Below are 13,696 nucleotides of genomic sequence, written 5' to 3'. Positions count from 1 at the left end.
CGCTGGAAGAGGAAGTGAGCCCGCAGCAATGGCCATCGCCGGAGCGCCGATCCAAGTTCTCGTCGTCGACGATCACCCGCTGCTGCGCGACGGCATTTCCGCGCTGCTCGGCGGGCAGGATGACATCGCGCTCTGCGGAGAGGCGGCCAACGGGCTGGAGGCGATCCGGCGCTTCCGCGAACTGCGGCCCGACCTCGTGCTGATGGACCTCCAGATGCCGGGCATGAACGGCCTCGACGCGGTCGTCGCGATCCGGGGCGAGCATCCCGACGCGCGCATCATCGTCCTCACCAACTTCCGGGGCGACGTGCCCGCCCGCACCCTGCTGCGCGCGGGGGCGAGCGGCTACCTGCTCAAGAGCGGGGTACGCACGCAACTGCTCGACGCCATCCGCAGGGTCCATGCGGGCGGCACGTATGTGCAGAGCGAGATCCTCGACGATTTCGAGGACAACCCGGCAGGCGAACACCTGAGCGAGCGCGAGATCACCATCATGCGCATGGTCGCGCGCGGGCTGACCAACAAGGAGATTGCCGGGAACATCGGCGTGTCGGCGGAGACGGTGAAGCTCGCGCTCAAGACCGTGTTCCTGAAGCTCGACGCGACCGATCGCACGCAGGCCGCCATCACCGCCACGCGCCGGGGTTTTCTCGAACTCTAGGAGCGCGGCCACCAGCGCCGGCGTGCCCGCCGTTCGTAGGCCACCGCGCCGGGGATATCGAGCACCACTTCGGTGCCCCGGGCCGCCGGGCTTGCCACCCGCAGCGTACCGCCGATCGTGCGCGCCCGCTCCCTCATGCCGACGAGGCCGAAGTGCCCCTCCCTCCGGCCGCTCTCCAGAACTTCGGCAGGGATGCCCCGGCCGTCGTCCTGCACCTTGAGGCGGAAGGTTCTGCGGCCGTAGGAGGCGACGATCTCAACCGTGCGCGCGTCTGCATGACGGCCGATGTTGAACAGCGCCTCGCCGACGATGGCCCCGATTTCGGCGAGTGCGAGCGGATGGATCACCCGGATCGGGCCGAGTTCGCTGATCCGCACGTCGACGGCGCTGCCGATCAGCGCGTCGTCGACCGAGGCCTGCAGGGTTCTGCGCAAGTCCGCCGCGCTGTCCCGCGCGCGGATGTCGCGGAGGCTGTCGCGCCCCTTCGAGACGAGATCGTCCGCCCGATCCAGCGCCTCGTCGAGCGAGCGGCGTTCCGGGCTCTCCGCGCGCAGGCGATTGGCGACGGCTTGGATGCGGAACATGAGCCCCTGCACGCCCTGCAGCAGCGTATCGTGCAGGTCGCGCGCCACGGTCTCGCGCTCCATCAGGCGCTGTTCGAGCCGGTTGCGCATCCGCGCGGCGACCTGTGCGGAGCGCAGCGCCAGCAGCAGCCAGACGATCAGCGCCAGCGCGACGACCAGCCCGATGCGGAACCAGATGGACTGCACGAAAGTCGGCGTAATCTCGATCTCGACCGAGGCGCCCTTGAGGTTCGCAACGCCGTCCTCGTTCGTCGCGATGACGGTGAAGCGGTAGGTGCCCGGCGCGAGATTGGTATAGAACGCCTCGCGCCGATGGCCCGCTGCGATCCAGCCCTCGTCCTGCCCCTCCATCCGGTACTGCGCCTGCGTGCGGTCGGGGTTGGACAGGCTGAGCACCGCGAAGTCGATTTCCAGATCGCCCTGCCCGGCAGGCAGCCGGACATGGCGCGGGTCGCGATAGAATTTCCGGCCGACGCGCACGCCGCGGATCGACAGCTTCGGCGGGAACGGATTGCGGGTCAGCCGCGCCGGGTCGATCCAGACGGTGCCCGCCTGCGTGGCGATCCAGATGCGGCCGTCGCCCCCCTGCACGATGGCGTGGCGGCTGTGATCGTGCGGCATGCTGATGAGGCCGGAATCCTCGTCGAACCGCTCAAACTTCGGCCGATAGCCCGCGGTCGTGAAAGCCGCCTGCGCTTCCGCCGCAGCGATGCGGATCACGCCCGCGCTGCCCGCGAACCAGTGATCGCCGTCCGGGGTCACGACGATGCCGTTGACGTCGGCGAGTTCGGGGACGCGATCCCGGCCCAGCCGCTGCCACCGCGTTCCGACGCGCCGCGCCACCCCGGCGGGACCGCCGACATAGAGGCTCGCCCCGCCCGGACGCGATGTTGCGGCATAGAGCGTGACCGACTGCGGATCCTGTATCCGGAAGGGAATCGGCACGTCCTGCGGGCCGCCCGGCAGCATGTGCCGCAATGTGCGGTAGCTCCACTGGACGGTCATCGTCCCCTGCGGATCGGCGATCATCGAGCGCGGACGGAAGTCCGGCCCGGTTTCGCCGAACATCCGCTCCCAGCGATGGCCGCGCAGGCGGAACAGCCCGCCCCGCGCCACGCTGATCCAGTAATCGCCCCGCGCGTCGAAGGCGCAGTCGTAGACGGTGACGTCGGTGGGCAGCGACGGCCGGTGCCCGACGACCCGTCCGCCGCGCCACACCACCACGTCCCTGAACAGCGTGATCCACACATCGCCGTTCGGCGCCTCGCACATCGTGACGGGCCGGGCCTGCGACGACAGGATAAATTCGGGCCGCCCGCCGGGCCTGACCCGGTAGATGTTCCTCGCCTCCGCGATGAAGACGCTGCCGTCCCGCGCCGCCAGGAGCAGGTCGCCGAAGACGAGCGGATCGTCCAGCTTCGGCTCGGACACCACCGAGGCTCGACGAAAGCGGTCGATCCCCTTCTCGGTGCCGACCCAGATATTGCCTTCCATGTCCTGAAACGGACGATTGGTGATGTTGGACGTCAGGCCGTTCTGCGTCGTGAAGCGCTCCACGGCTGTGGAGGCTTCCGCCGCGCCGGCGGCACCGCGCGGATCGGGGCGCGTGATGCGCTGGACGCCGCGATACTCGGTCGCCATCCAGAAATTGCCCGCACGGTCGAACATCGTGAAGCCGTGGATCTGGGGGCGATCGGTCGCATAGGCGAAGCGCAGCGGCGGCGGTGTGCCCGCGCCTTTCTCGCCGGTGATCGGGCGGCTGCCGTCCCGATCGCTGAGCCAGACCCGCCCCTGCGGATCGATCGCCAGCCGTGCGATCGTGTCGTCATGCTTCCGGAACGGCGCGAAGCGCCTGCCCTCGGCGTCGGACTTCAGGATGACATCGGCATGGGTCAGCCACACTACGCCATCGTCGGTGATCGCGATGTCGAACGGATTGCCCGAAGGGATGTCGCTCCGGCGTCCGTAACCGGTCCAGCGTCCGTCGTGGAAACGGAACAGCGGGTCGTCCTCGGCGTCGCTGAGCGCCCAGACGGAACCATCCGGTCCCTCCTTCATCACCGATATCCGGTGCGTGACCGGCGATGGCGGCAGCATCGCCAGCCGTCCGCCGCGATAGACCGCGAAGCGGTGCGATCCCGCGTAGTTCGTCCAGACTTCTCCATTGCGGCGGACGAGGACGGCGGACGGCGCGCCCTGATCGGGAATTGGCGCGGCCAGCCGTTCAAACCGGACGCCGTCGAAGCGGTACAGCCCCTGTCCGGTCGCCAGCCAGAGGTAGCCGTCCCTGCCCTGCGCCACCGAATATATCTGCTTGGGCGCCTCGCGCTCCCGCCCCCACTTCTGGTGCGTATAGGCGGCGAAGGCGGAGGAGACCGGATCGTCGGCCTCCGGCGCGGACGCGCCCAGCGCCAGCGCGGGCATCGCGACCAGCAGGAACGCCATCCGCCTGAACAGCCTTCCCGCCACTTTGCCCATGCCCACTCAGGCGCCCCTTTCCGCAGCCGCCGCGCATTCGCTCAAAAAGATCTGTGTCGACCTGTGACCAGATGGAGCCGCAAAGTATAGGACTATTGCGTAAGAACTACGGATAATCGCGCGGTATTCATGCCCTTATCGCAAGCCCGCGATCACACCGTCCATCGCGCCATCGCGCTGCCAAGAAAGCGGAGCAGTGCAGCCGCTCTTTCCGGCACGGCGCGCGCATAGGCATGGAGCACCTGCACGGGCACGCTCGCCAGCGGAACCTGCGGCAACACCTCGACCAGATGGCCGGAGGCGAGATCGTCCGCCACCGATGCCTTCAGGATCTGCGTGATGCCAAGGCCGTTGCGCGCGGCGATGCGCAGCGCCTCGCCGCTGTCGGCATCCAGCACGCCGCGCGGCGGCAGGAATTCCCCCGCCTCGAACATCAGCGGGAATGCCCGTCCGGCCAGCATGTAGCGGACATGCGCATGCGCTTCGAGATCGGCGACGCAGGTCGGCGTGCCGTGACGGGCCAGATAGTCCGGCGATGCCACCAACGCCATCGGCAGGCGACCAAGCGGCCGCGCGATCAGGCCGGTATCGGGGACGTGGCCGACGCGGATCGCGGCATCGAAGCCTTCGCGGATCAGATCGACGTGGCGGTCGCTCAGGCTGAGGTCGAGCTGCACCTTCGGGTGCAGCTGATGGAACCCGACCGTCAGCGCGTTCACCAGTATCCTGCCGAAATCGGCGGGCATGCTGAGCCGCAAGTGCCCCGAGGCCTCAGTCCCGGCGCCGATCCCCTCGCCCGCCTGCTCGATCCCGCGGACGAGCGGCGCAACGCGCTCGAAATAGCGCTCGCCCTCGGCGGTCAGGGTGAACGCCCGCGTGGATCGCCGGAACAGCCGAAAGCCGAGCCGCGCCTCCAGCCGGGCCATGCTCTTGGAGACGGCGGACGGCGTGGTCCCTATGATCCGGGCGGCCCCCGTGAACGAGCCCGCCTCCACCACGCGAACGAAGATGCCGAGACTTTCCATGGCGGACATTATGGAACAACTGATGGCATCCTTGAAGGTCTGACGAGCCCGATTGGAAAGGATCATCTGCACTTCCAAACATGGAGGTATCTATGAGCAGGCTTTCAGGACAAGTCGCCATCATCACCGGCGGCAACAGCGGCATCGGCTTCGCCACCGCGCAGATCTACGTCGAGAACGGCGCCCGCGTCGTCATCGTCGGCCGCCGCGAGGACGCGGTGGCCGAGGCGGTGGCAAGGCTCGGCAGCAGCGCCGTCGGCCTCATCGGCAACGTCGCTGACCTCGCCACGCATGACCGGGTCACCGCCCTCGTCGCCGAGCGCTTCGGCCGCGCCGACATCTACGTGGCGAACGCGGGCGGCATCCGCATCCAGTCGAGCGTGGATGTGACCCCCGCCGACTTCGACATGCAGTTCCTCGCCAACACGCGCGGCACGTTCTTCGGCGTCCAGAAGATGCTGCCGCTGATGAACGATGGCGGCTCGATCATCCTCATGAGTTCGATCGCGACGCACAAGGTACTCGACGGCCACGCCGTCTACGCCGGAAGCAAGGCGGCGATAGAAGCCTTCGCCCGCAACTGGGCGCTGGAACTCAAGGAACGCTGCATCCGCGTCAACGTCCTCAGCCCCGGCCCGACCGACACCCCGATCCTCGGCAAGCTTGGCCTGCCCGCCGAAATCGCACCGCAGATCGAGGAGCAGTCGGCGGGCATGATCCCGTTCGGTCGGATGGGGCAGGCGGACGACCTCGCCAGGGCTGCGCTGTTTCTGGCATCGAGCGACAGCAGCTTCGTCACCGGCGTCAATCTGGCGGTTGATGGCGGCCTTACGCTGGCCTGAAGTACTGTCAGGCACCTTTAGGTGCCGTTCAGTACATGGTTGCCGCGTCAGATCGTCCTGCCGGTCCAGTCTTCGGAAACCGCCCATAGCCGTTCGGCCGCCTCATCGTCGGCGGCCCACGGCGCAACGCCCTTCCGCCCGACTTCCTGCCGGTTGATCGCGGCAATATCGCAATCCTCGCAATAGACCCCGCCAAGGCCGTCAAGCGCGGGGCTCGTGGCGCACCACAGGCTCGTGGCGGCGCCCTGCTCGACGGTCTTCATGCCTGCTGCCGGGTCTATCTTCGGCCTGCCCTGCGCATCGAAGGCATCGAAAGCGCCGAGTTCCTCGGCAGAAAGATGCCGAGACAAGTCCGTGATGATCTGCCCCGGATGCAGCGAGAACCCACGGATACCCTGCCCTTTTCCGCGACGATCGAGGGCACGTGCGAACAGGGCGTTGGCGGTCTTGGACTGGCCGTAGGCCTGCCATTTGTCGTAGTCGCGATGGCGAAAGTCGATGTCGTCGAAATCCACCGGCGCGATCTGGTGCCCGCGTGACGACACCGCAACGACGCGCGCACCGTCATGCATCGCAGGCCACAAGGCGCAGGTGAGGCGGAAGTGGCCGAGGTGGTTGACCGCGAACTGCCCTTCGTGGCCGTCGGCATCGCGGAAAAGCGCCGTCGCCATGACCCCGGCGCTGTTGACCAGGATCGAAAGGTCGCGCCCGCTCTCAAGGAAACGGGCGGCAAAGCGCTCGATCGACTGCGGATCAACGAGGTCCATCTCGGCAATCTCGACGCCGAGGCGGCCCGCAAGCGCAGCCCGCGCCTTGGCCATGTCACGCGCCGGCACGACGACGCTTGCCCCGGCATCGGCGAGCGCAACGGTCGTTATCAGGCCGATGCCCGAATAGCCTCCGGTGACGATTGCGGTAGCGCCGGTCAGGTCGACGCCGCGCATCACATCGGCGGCGGTGGATGCAGGGCCGAAGGCCGAGCTTACGGGGGTCTGGGGAGTAGTCATGACACGCGATCTACCTTACAATATTCGGATGAAGCATCGTCCATCGTCGGAATTTCTGTCGTGATAATCCAGAATCCACCGTCCGATCCGCTTTCGGACCTGCTGGCCGTCGTACAGGCCAGACCGGCCTGCTCGGTGCGGCTGGAAGCCGGAGGCGAGTGGTCGCTCCGCTTTCGACCGCAGAGCTGCAAGTTCAACGTCGTCCGCCACGGGCACTGCTGGCTGGTCGCCGGGGACGAGCGCCGACGGCTTAGCCCCGGCGACTGCGTGGTCATCAAGGAACGGGCGGAATTCACGCTTGCGAGCGACCCCTCGCTCGATCCCGTGGACGCAAGGGTCGCATTTGCGGACAACACGCTGCAGGGACGATACGGATCGGGAAACGAGGTAGAGATACTCGGCGGCAGCGTCACGTTCGATGCGACGGACGCCTCGCCCGTTCTCGACCTGCTGCCTCCGACCCTCGTCGTCAGCGCCGACGCCACGGCAGCCGCGCCGATCGCCTGGCTTCTCGACCAACTCGATCGCGAATGGCGGGAAGGTCTCGCAGGATCGCGAACGGCATGCGACGACCTCCTCCGCCTGATGTTCATACACGCGCTGCGGGCCCATTTCGCGCAAGCCGGGGACCATGCTCCGGGATGGATCGCGGCCCTCGCCGACCCGCCGTTGGCAGCGGCAATCCGCGCCATCCATGCGGAACCGGCCCGACAGTGGCGACTGGAGGAACTCGCGGGCATCGCGCGGCAATCCCGCTCGACCTTCGCCGCACGTTTCAAGGCTCGGGTCGGCGTCGCTCCCGTGGACTATGCGGCGGGCTGGAGGCTCACGCTCGCCGCAGCACGCCTGCGGTCCGGCCGGGAGTCCGCATCCACCGTCGCGGGATCGCTCGGATTTCTCTCCGACAGCGCATTCGGCGCGGCGTTCAAGCGCAAGTTCGGCGTTTCTCCGGGAAGGTATCGGGTCGCATCGGCGCAACGAGACGAGCCGGTCGCAGCCTGACATCAGGCTTTGCCTGCGATCTTCAGGACCGCCCGCGCAAACTCCTCTGGTGCTTCCTGCGGCAGATTGTGGCCAATACCGCCGCCGATCAGGCGGTGCTCGTAAGGGCCGGTGAAGCGTACACGGTAGGTATCGGGTTCGGGATGCGGCGCACCGTTCGCATCGCCCTCCATCGTTATGGTGGGAACGGAAATGGTCGGCGACCGAGCCAGTCGGTCTTCAAGCGGTTGCAGGCTGGGATCGCCCTCGGCCAACGAGAGGCGCCAGCGGTAATTGTGGATGACCACCGCGACATGATCGGGATTGTCGAAAGATTCCGCCGAACGCGCATAAGTCTCGGCGTCGAAGGCCCAGCGCGGTGAAGCCAGGCGCCAGATCAGTTCGTTGAAGTCACGGCAGTTGGCCGCATAGCCGGCGCGCCCACGCTCGGTCGTAAAGTAGAACTGATACCACCAGGCAAGCTCGGCTTTGGGGGCGAGAGGCACTTGTCCAGCCATCCGGCTTCCGATCAGGTAGCCGCTGACGGAGACGAGACCCGAGCATCGCTCCGGCCAGAGCGCCGCAACGATGCACGCGGAACGGGCGCCCCAGTCGAAACCGCCAATGACCGCCCTATCGATCCGAAGTGCATCCATCAGGCCGATCACATCGGTCGCCAACATCACCTGTTGCGCGTTGCGTGGTGTCTTCTCCGACAGGAACCGCGTCGTCCCGAAGCCGCGCAGGTGCGGGATTATGACCCGCAGCCCCGCCCGTGCAAGGACAGGCGCGACATCGGCGAAACTGTGGATGTCGTAAGGCCAACCATGCAGCAGGAGCACCGGCTGACCGTCGGCCGGACCCATGTCGACATAGCCGACTGAAAGCGTGCCGGCAGGAATCTGCCTGACCCCGGACAGCCTCCGCGCGCTCGCAGATGGCTTGAGCGCCGCCCGTGCGCGCAAAGGAAGCGAAGCAACGGCCAAGCCTGTCATCCCGAGAAATCGGCGACGACTGGATTGCCAATCATGATGTCCCCGGAATGACATCGCGCAAACTCCTCCATCGGCTTGAAGGCCCGATTGTCCCGCCCCAAAGGTGTCGATGAGGATAGACGGGTTACGGGAAAGCATTCAGCACGCGATCGGCCAGTTTCATTATCCTGAAGTGCAGGTCGCACCCGCGCAGGACCGCGCTGCGAACCTCGACCTTCGTATGATCGAAACGTGACCTCCCGACGATCCGCTAAGTACCTCCGCCCAGCTAACACTGCGTGTGTAACGGCCAATCGGGAGACAAGTCATGCGCGTCGTGGTTATCGGCGGTACGGGGCAGATCGGCTTGCGAGTTGTTTCGGGCCTTCAGGCTCTAGGGCATAGCGTCCTTGCGGCATCGCCGGGCACAGGCGTGGACATCATCTCAGGCGATGGCCTCGCAGCGGCTCTGGAAGGGGCAGAAGTGGTGATCGATGTGACCAACAAGGTCGCGATGGACCGCGATGCGTCTGTGAGCTTCTTCGAAACCGCTGCCCGCAACATCCTCACTGCGGAGATCGGCGCAGGCGTACGCCATCACCTCGCGCTTTCGGTGCTCAACAGCGAACGCCTGTCAGGTAGCGGCTACATCGCCGGGAAGCTCGCGCAGGAGAGCTATGTGCGAAGTGCTCCTGTCCCATATACGCTGGTTCATGCCGCCCAGTTCTTCGAACTGGTTCCGATGATAATCCAGATGTTGGCAACCGGTGGGGTGGCCAGATTGCCGCACGCTCTGTTCCAGCCCATTGCCGCGCAGGAAGTCGCCGATGCACTGGTCCATCTCGCGACCGGCGCACCCGTCAACGGTCGCTATCAGATCGCCGGGCCGGAAATCTTCCGCATCGACGAGCTTGCCGCACGATACGTTCGCAAGACCGGCGGCAGCGTGCGGATAGAAGCCGACCCGCACGGCACTTACTTCGGTGCGCCGCTCACCGACGACATCCTGCTGCCGGATGAAGACGCCCATCTGCAATGGACGACATTCGACGACTGGCTGGCCACGCAGGACGTGTCGAGCGCCGCCTGAACCCTGCTCCACCTTCATCTCAGGAGAAATACAATGCGCATCGTTCTTGCCACACTGCTCGCAGCCACGCTGCCGTTGTCGACCGTAGCTTACGCAAGCGACGCGAGCCCGGCCGGATCGACCGTTCTGACCTCCATCAAACCGGATTTCGCACAGCCCATCACCAACGTTCCCGGCAAGTCGGTCAAGACGGTTCTGGTCACTTACGCCCCCGGCGACGGTTCGCCCGCCCATACGCACGCCAAATCGGCATTCATCGTCGCCTACGTGCTCGAAGGCGCGATCGTCAGCGGCGTGAACGGTGGAGAGCCGAAGATCTACAAGGCCGGTGAATACTGGACCGAAAGCCCCGGCGACAAGCACGGTGTCAGCGCGAACGCCAGCAAGACAGAGGCCGCCCGGCTGCTCGCCATCTTCGTCGTCGACGACAACGACGGCCCCCTCACCGTGCCGGATCACCCGGCGAAGCACTGATCGCGGCGCGCGCGAGTCGGGACATCGCCGCGCACCGCTGCTAAAATCGGGCAAGGCGCTTCACGAGAGGGGGAGTCGATTGCCGCACATTCCGGATTTCGAGGCATGGGCGATCTTCGCCAAGGTCGCCGAGGTCGGCTCGTTCAGTCACGCGGCGGAGGAACTCGGGCTGGCCAGCACGACCGTGTCAAAGGCGATCACGCGGCTTGAGCAGCGCATGCAGACGACGCTGTTCCACCGGACCACGCGCAAGCTCTCGCTAACGGAGACCGGTCGCCTGACCGTCGAGCGTGCCGCCCGCATCCTTGCCGACGGGCGCGCGATCGAGGCGGATATCGTCGAGGAAGCGGCCATCCCGCGCGGCAAGGTGCGCGTCGCCTGTCCCACCGCCTTCGGCCTCGCGACGATCGTGCCGATCCTGCCGTCATTCCTTCTCGAATATCCGGATATCGAACTGGACCTGTGCCTGACGGAAGACGAGGTGGATCTCATCGGATCGGGGTTCGACGTGTGCCTGCGCCTCGGCCAGCCGCCCGACAGCACGCTGCGGACGGTGCGACTGCTTTCGTTCATCCGTCCGCTGGTGGCCGCGCCGAGCCTTATCGAGAAGCTCGGCATGCCTGCACATCCGGCGGAGCTTGCCCGCTATCCCGCCATCATCCCGACGAACGTGCCCTGGGGTGTCGACTGGGAATTCGACCACCCCGACCATGGCCCCGCAACGGTGCGCATGGCGGGCCGCTTCCACATCAACCACGCCGGAGCGGTAGTGCCGGCCGCGGTCGCCGGGATCGGGGTGGCGCTGCTCCCGGACTTCTTCATTGCCCGCGAGCTTGAGGATGGCAGTCTGGTCCGCATCCTGCCCGAATGGTCGGCGGCGACGAAGTCTGCCTACATGGTGACCCCGCCCGGCGTGGCCCGGCCCGCAAGGGTCCGCGTCCTGATCGAATGGCTGCGCGGCCACTATGCCAGGCAGGATCGCGCCCAGCGCGACCGGGCGGAAGGTGCCTAGTCGACGTTCACGACAGGCGGCGCCCGTTCGCCCGTCGCAAGGGCGATAGGGCAGGCACGCATCGCTTCCGCGACGATCTGCCGGGCTTCCTCGATGTCGATGCACGGCAGATCCACTGCAACGGCCACGCTGAGTTTCGCGGCCGTGCCTGCTGCACCAGCAACGCCAACCGTTGCCGTGACGTTGCTGTCTGCAGGAACCTCGACGCCTCTTGCCTGCGCCACATTGCGGATTGCGGCGAGCAGGGATGCTGCCTGTGCCGCGGCGAAGAGCTGCTCGGGGTTCGTGCCGGGGCCATCGGCTCCTCCCAGCACAGCGGGGATCGACAGTTCGACTCTCAGGCGTCCATCGCTGCTGGCGGCGAATCCCGATCGGCCACCAAGCGCGGTCACGGCTGCCTTGTAGGGTTGTGTCATGCGAGATGGCCTTCGTTCTTGGGAAGCGTCGGGGCGGCGGCAAGCAACCGCGCTTCTCATGTAACCGGCCATGAAGGCCCACATTACAGGCAACCCGCCAGATCACTGGTGCCGGAAAGCAAGCAATCCAAATGCGCATGATGACGCACTAGCCCTTCGTATGCTGGCCACCTCGCCTGATGCGTTCTATCCTCCTCGCAAGTCTGCCCGAGGACTATCAGGGACCGCTGCCGCCCGGAGGACACGATGGATACACCGACGCCGAGCATCGAGCCGATTGTCCATGTCGTGGACGATGATCCCGGCATGAGGGATGCTCTGGAAGAACTATTCCTGACGGTGGGCCTCGCCGCCCGCAGCTATCCGAATGCGCTCGTTTTTCTCGATCAGGCCGACCCCGAGGTGCCCGGCTGCCTGCTCTCGGACGTTCGCCTGCCGCACCTCGGCGGGCTGGAGCTTCAGGCGCGGCTGCCAGGCCACGGCTTCCTGCTGCCCGTCATCCTGATGAGCGGGCATGCCGACATACCGATGGCGGTGCGCGGCCTCAAGGCCGGAGCGCTGGACTTCCTCTTGAAGCCGTTGCGAGAACAGGACGTACTCGACGCGGTCAATACGGCGATCGAGGCGAACCTGCGGGCCCGCACCGACGCTGTCGAGGCCGCCGAGGCGCGGCTGCGCTACGTGTCTCTCTCTGCCCGGGAGAAGCAGGTCGCCTCGCTTGTGCTGGCCGGCCTGAAGAACAGGGAAATCGCGAACACGCTCGGCCTCAGCGAGATCACGGTGAAGATCCATCGCGGCAACGCCATGCACAAGGTCGAGGCGAAAAACGTACAGGATCTCGTCCGGATGGACCGTGTTCTCGATTTCTCGATCAGCGGTTTCGATGCATCCGTAATCCAGAACGCCTGAAAAGCCGGTCGCAGCGCTCAGCCACGATCCATCGCGTTGGTAACGCAGGTCAGGAACGTTTCCGCATCGCACGGCTTGCGCAAAAAGGCCGTGCCGCCCACCCGCCCCACTTTGCGCCGGGTCATCTCGTCGTCGATCGAACTAATGAGAATCACCGGTAGGGCGGGCGCGATCTGCGCGACGCGGCGGGCAAGTTCGAACCCGTCGGTGCCAGGCATGCGGATATCGGTGACCAAACAATCGAAATCCCGCACTTGCGCCTCCGCCAGAAACCCCTCGGCCGACAGGAAGCGCGCGCTGTCGAAGTCCAGCGCTTCGACCATTTCACCGATCGCATCGCACATGCCCGGATCGTCATCGACAACGGCAATGAGGCGATTGCGGGACAAGTTGCATTCCTCGACAAGCCAGACCCTGAACATGCTCCATGCAGAATTTTGCGGCATTGCTAAAGACATACGGTAGTCTAGCCGGCCTCGATCGGTCGCAGTCCTTCCGGCAGTCGATCCCACAGGCGGACGAGTTCCGCGACCGATCGTGCTCCGGTCTTCCTCATCACATTGCCGCGATGCAGTTTCACGGTGACTTCCGTCACGCCAAGCTCATAAGCGATCTGCTTGTTGAGAAGCCCGTTCACGATCAGCCGCAGAACCTGGCGCTCACGCGCCGAAAGGGCCTCCAACTTCGCAGCACATTCGCGAGTGACAAGGTCTTCGGCACGGCTGGCACGATCGGCGTCCACCGCAGCACTTACCGCGTCGAGCAGATCCTGCTCGGAAACGGGCTTCGTCTTGAACTCGAACGCGCCGGCCTTCATCGCCCTGATGCTCATGGGCACGTCGCCATGCCCGGTCAGGAAGATGATCGGCATGGCACGAGCCGTCCGCGACAGTTCCACCTGCAGGTCGAGCCCGCTGAGACCCGGCATCCTCACATCGAGAATGAAACAGCCAGGACGATCGGGAAGCGCCGCCGACAGCAGGCCGTCAGCATTCTCGAAGCACAAGGTATCCATTCCGACCGATGCGAAGAGTTCTTCCAGCGCCTCCCGGAAAAGTGCCTGATCGTCGGCGATGACGATCAGCGGGCGCTCGCGCTCCGAAAGGGGCTCGACAACCCGACCGCCGTCATCGGCTGGAACTCGATCATGCACGGCGTCTGACTCCTCGCAGCGGTTTACCAGAGCGCTGCAGAGGCACCAAGGCGGCCTATGCCTTCGTATGATCGAAGTGCCCCGGTGTGA

14 protein-coding genes are annotated in these 13,696 nt (G+C 65.9%); 7 read left to right on the top strand and 7 right to left on the bottom strand.

What is annotated here, in order from left to right; all coding sequences use genetic code 11:
• Positions 1-28: 28 nt before the first annotated feature.
• Entirely contained in the window at positions 29-661 is a 633-nt protein-coding gene (locus LO787_RS22175) for a response regulator transcription factor (RefSeq protein WP_232493144.1), read from the top strand.
• On the opposite strand, the gene LO787_RS22170 is transcribed toward LO787_RS22175, so the two are convergent.
• The gene (locus LO787_RS22170) at positions 658-3,723 is read right to left on the bottom strand and encodes a sensor histidine kinase (RefSeq protein ID WP_232496395.1); all 3,066 of its coding nucleotides are present in this window, start codon (positions 3,721-3,723) and stop codon (positions 658-660) included. The genes LO787_RS22175 and LO787_RS22170 overlap by 4 nt on opposite strands.
• A gap of 152 nt (positions 3,724-3,875) precedes the next feature.
• Entirely contained in the window at positions 3,876-4,757 is an 882-nt protein-coding gene (locus tag LO787_RS22165) for a LysR family transcriptional regulator (RefSeq protein ID WP_232493143.1), read from the bottom strand.
• Between the two features lie 83 nt (positions 4,758-4,840).
• Here LO787_RS22165 and LO787_RS22160 point away from each other — a divergent pair, with 83 nt between their 5' ends.
• A complete protein-coding gene (locus tag LO787_RS22160; protein ID WP_232493142.1) occupies positions 4,841-5,590 on the top strand; it encodes an SDR family NAD(P)-dependent oxidoreductase in 750 nt (249 codons plus the stop codon).
• Positions 5,591-5,637: 47 nt separating this feature from the next.
• Here the strand turns inward: LO787_RS22160 and LO787_RS22155 are convergent, their stop codons facing one another.
• The gene (locus LO787_RS22155; RefSeq protein ID WP_232493141.1) at positions 5,638-6,597 is read right to left on the bottom strand and encodes an oxidoreductase; all 960 of its coding nucleotides are present in this window, start codon (positions 6,595-6,597) and stop codon (positions 5,638-5,640) included.
• 60 nt (positions 6,598-6,657) lie between these two features.
• Here LO787_RS22155 and LO787_RS22150 point away from each other — a divergent pair, with 60 nt between their 5' ends.
• On the top strand, positions 6,658-7,599 hold the full coding sequence (locus LO787_RS22150; protein ID WP_232493140.1) for an AraC family transcriptional regulator: 942 nt from the start codon (positions 6,658-6,660) through the stop codon (positions 7,597-7,599).
• Between the two features lie 2 nt (positions 7,600-7,601).
• Here LO787_RS22150 and LO787_RS22145 read toward each other — a convergent pair whose 3' ends face one another.
• Complete coding sequence (locus LO787_RS22145; RefSeq protein WP_232493139.1) at positions 7,602-8,573, bottom strand: alpha/beta fold hydrolase; 972 nt, start codon at positions 8,571-8,573, stop codon at positions 7,602-7,604.
• A 307-nt stretch (positions 8,574-8,880) separates the two neighbouring features.
• Between LO787_RS22145 and LO787_RS22140 the strand changes: the two genes are divergently transcribed.
• From LO787_RS22140 to LO787_RS22130, 3 genes are all read left to right on the top strand, one after another.
• Positions 8,881-9,642 carry an SDR family oxidoreductase gene (locus LO787_RS22140; protein ID WP_232493138.1) on the top strand — a complete coding sequence of 254 codons (762 nt, stop codon included), beginning with the start codon at positions 8,881-8,883 and terminating at the stop codon, positions 9,640-9,642.
• A gap of 33 nt (positions 9,643-9,675) precedes the next feature.
• Entirely contained in the window at positions 9,676-10,116 is a 441-nt protein-coding gene (locus LO787_RS22135) for a cupin domain-containing protein (protein ID WP_232493137.1), read from the top strand.
• 79 nt (positions 10,117-10,195) lie between these two features.
• Positions 10,196-11,128, top strand: coding sequence for a LysR family transcriptional regulator (locus LO787_RS22130; protein ID WP_232493136.1), 933 nt, complete (start codon positions 10,196-10,198; stop codon positions 11,126-11,128).
• Here the strand turns inward: LO787_RS22130 and LO787_RS22125 are convergent.
• Complete coding sequence (locus LO787_RS22125; protein WP_232493135.1) at positions 11,125-11,544, bottom strand: Ohr family peroxiredoxin; 420 nt, start codon at positions 11,542-11,544, stop codon at positions 11,125-11,127. The two genes, LO787_RS22130 and LO787_RS22125, sit on opposite strands and share 4 nt — an antisense overlap.
• Before the next feature lie 246 nt (positions 11,545-11,790).
• On the opposite strand from LO787_RS22125, the gene LO787_RS22120 reads away from it, so the two are divergent.
• Positions 11,791-12,453: a response regulator transcription factor gene (locus LO787_RS22120; RefSeq protein WP_232493134.1), complete on the top strand. Its 663-nt coding sequence runs from the start codon at positions 11,791-11,793 to the stop codon at positions 12,451-12,453.
• Positions 12,454-12,470: 17 nt separating this feature from the next.
• On the opposite strand, the gene LO787_RS22115 is transcribed toward LO787_RS22120, so the two are convergent.
• Entirely contained in the window at positions 12,471-12,842 is a 372-nt protein-coding gene (locus LO787_RS22115; protein ID WP_232493133.1) for a response regulator, read from the bottom strand.
• 77 nt (positions 12,843-12,919) lie between these two features.
• Positions 12,920-13,606 carry a response regulator transcription factor gene (locus tag LO787_RS22110; protein ID WP_232493132.1) on the bottom strand — a complete coding sequence of 229 codons (687 nt, stop codon included), beginning with the start codon at positions 13,604-13,606 and terminating at the stop codon, positions 12,920-12,922.
• Between the last annotated feature and the right edge of the window lie 90 nt (positions 13,607-13,696).

The organism is Novosphingobium kaempferiae, assembly GCF_021227995.1.
GTDB lineage: Bacteria > Pseudomonadota > Alphaproteobacteria > Sphingomonadales > Sphingomonadaceae > Novosphingobium > Novosphingobium kaempferiae.
This window is presented reverse-complemented; position numbering and strand designations above follow the sequence as displayed.

Coding starts and splice junctions, on each gene's coding strand:
- LO787_RS22160 (WP_232493142.1), top strand. CDS start 4,841: ATGAGCAGGCTTTCAGGACAAGTCGCCATCATCACCGGCGGCAACAGC.
- LO787_RS22170 (WP_232496395.1), bottom strand. CDS start 3,723: ATGGGCAAAGTGGCGGGAAGGCTGTTCAGGCGGATGGCGTTCCTGCTG.
- LO787_RS22145 (WP_232493139.1), bottom strand. CDS start 8,573: ATGACAGGCTTGGCCGTTGCTTCGCTTCCTTTGCGCGCACGGGCGGCG.
- LO787_RS22140 (WP_232493138.1), top strand. CDS start 8,881: ATGCGCGTCGTGGTTATCGGCGGTACGGGGCAGATCGGCTTGCGAGTT.
- LO787_RS22175 (WP_232493144.1), top strand. CDS start 29: ATGGCCATCGCCGGAGCGCCGATCCAAGTTCTCGTCGTCGACGATCAC.
- LO787_RS22165 (WP_232493143.1), bottom strand. CDS start 4,757: ATGTCCGCCATGGAAAGTCTCGGCATCTTCGTTCGCGTGGTGGAGGCG.
- LO787_RS22125 (WP_232493135.1), bottom strand. CDS start 11,544: ATGACACAACCCTACAAGGCAGCCGTGACCGCGCTTGGTGGCCGATCG.
- LO787_RS22120 (WP_232493134.1), top strand. CDS start 11,791: ATGGATACACCGACGCCGAGCATCGAGCCGATTGTCCATGTCGTGGAC.
- LO787_RS22155 (WP_232493141.1), bottom strand. CDS start 6,597: ATGACTACTCCCCAGACCCCCGTAAGCTCGGCCTTCGGCCCTGCATCC.
- LO787_RS22135 (WP_232493137.1), top strand. CDS start 9,676: ATGCGCATCGTTCTTGCCACACTGCTCGCAGCCACGCTGCCGTTGTCG.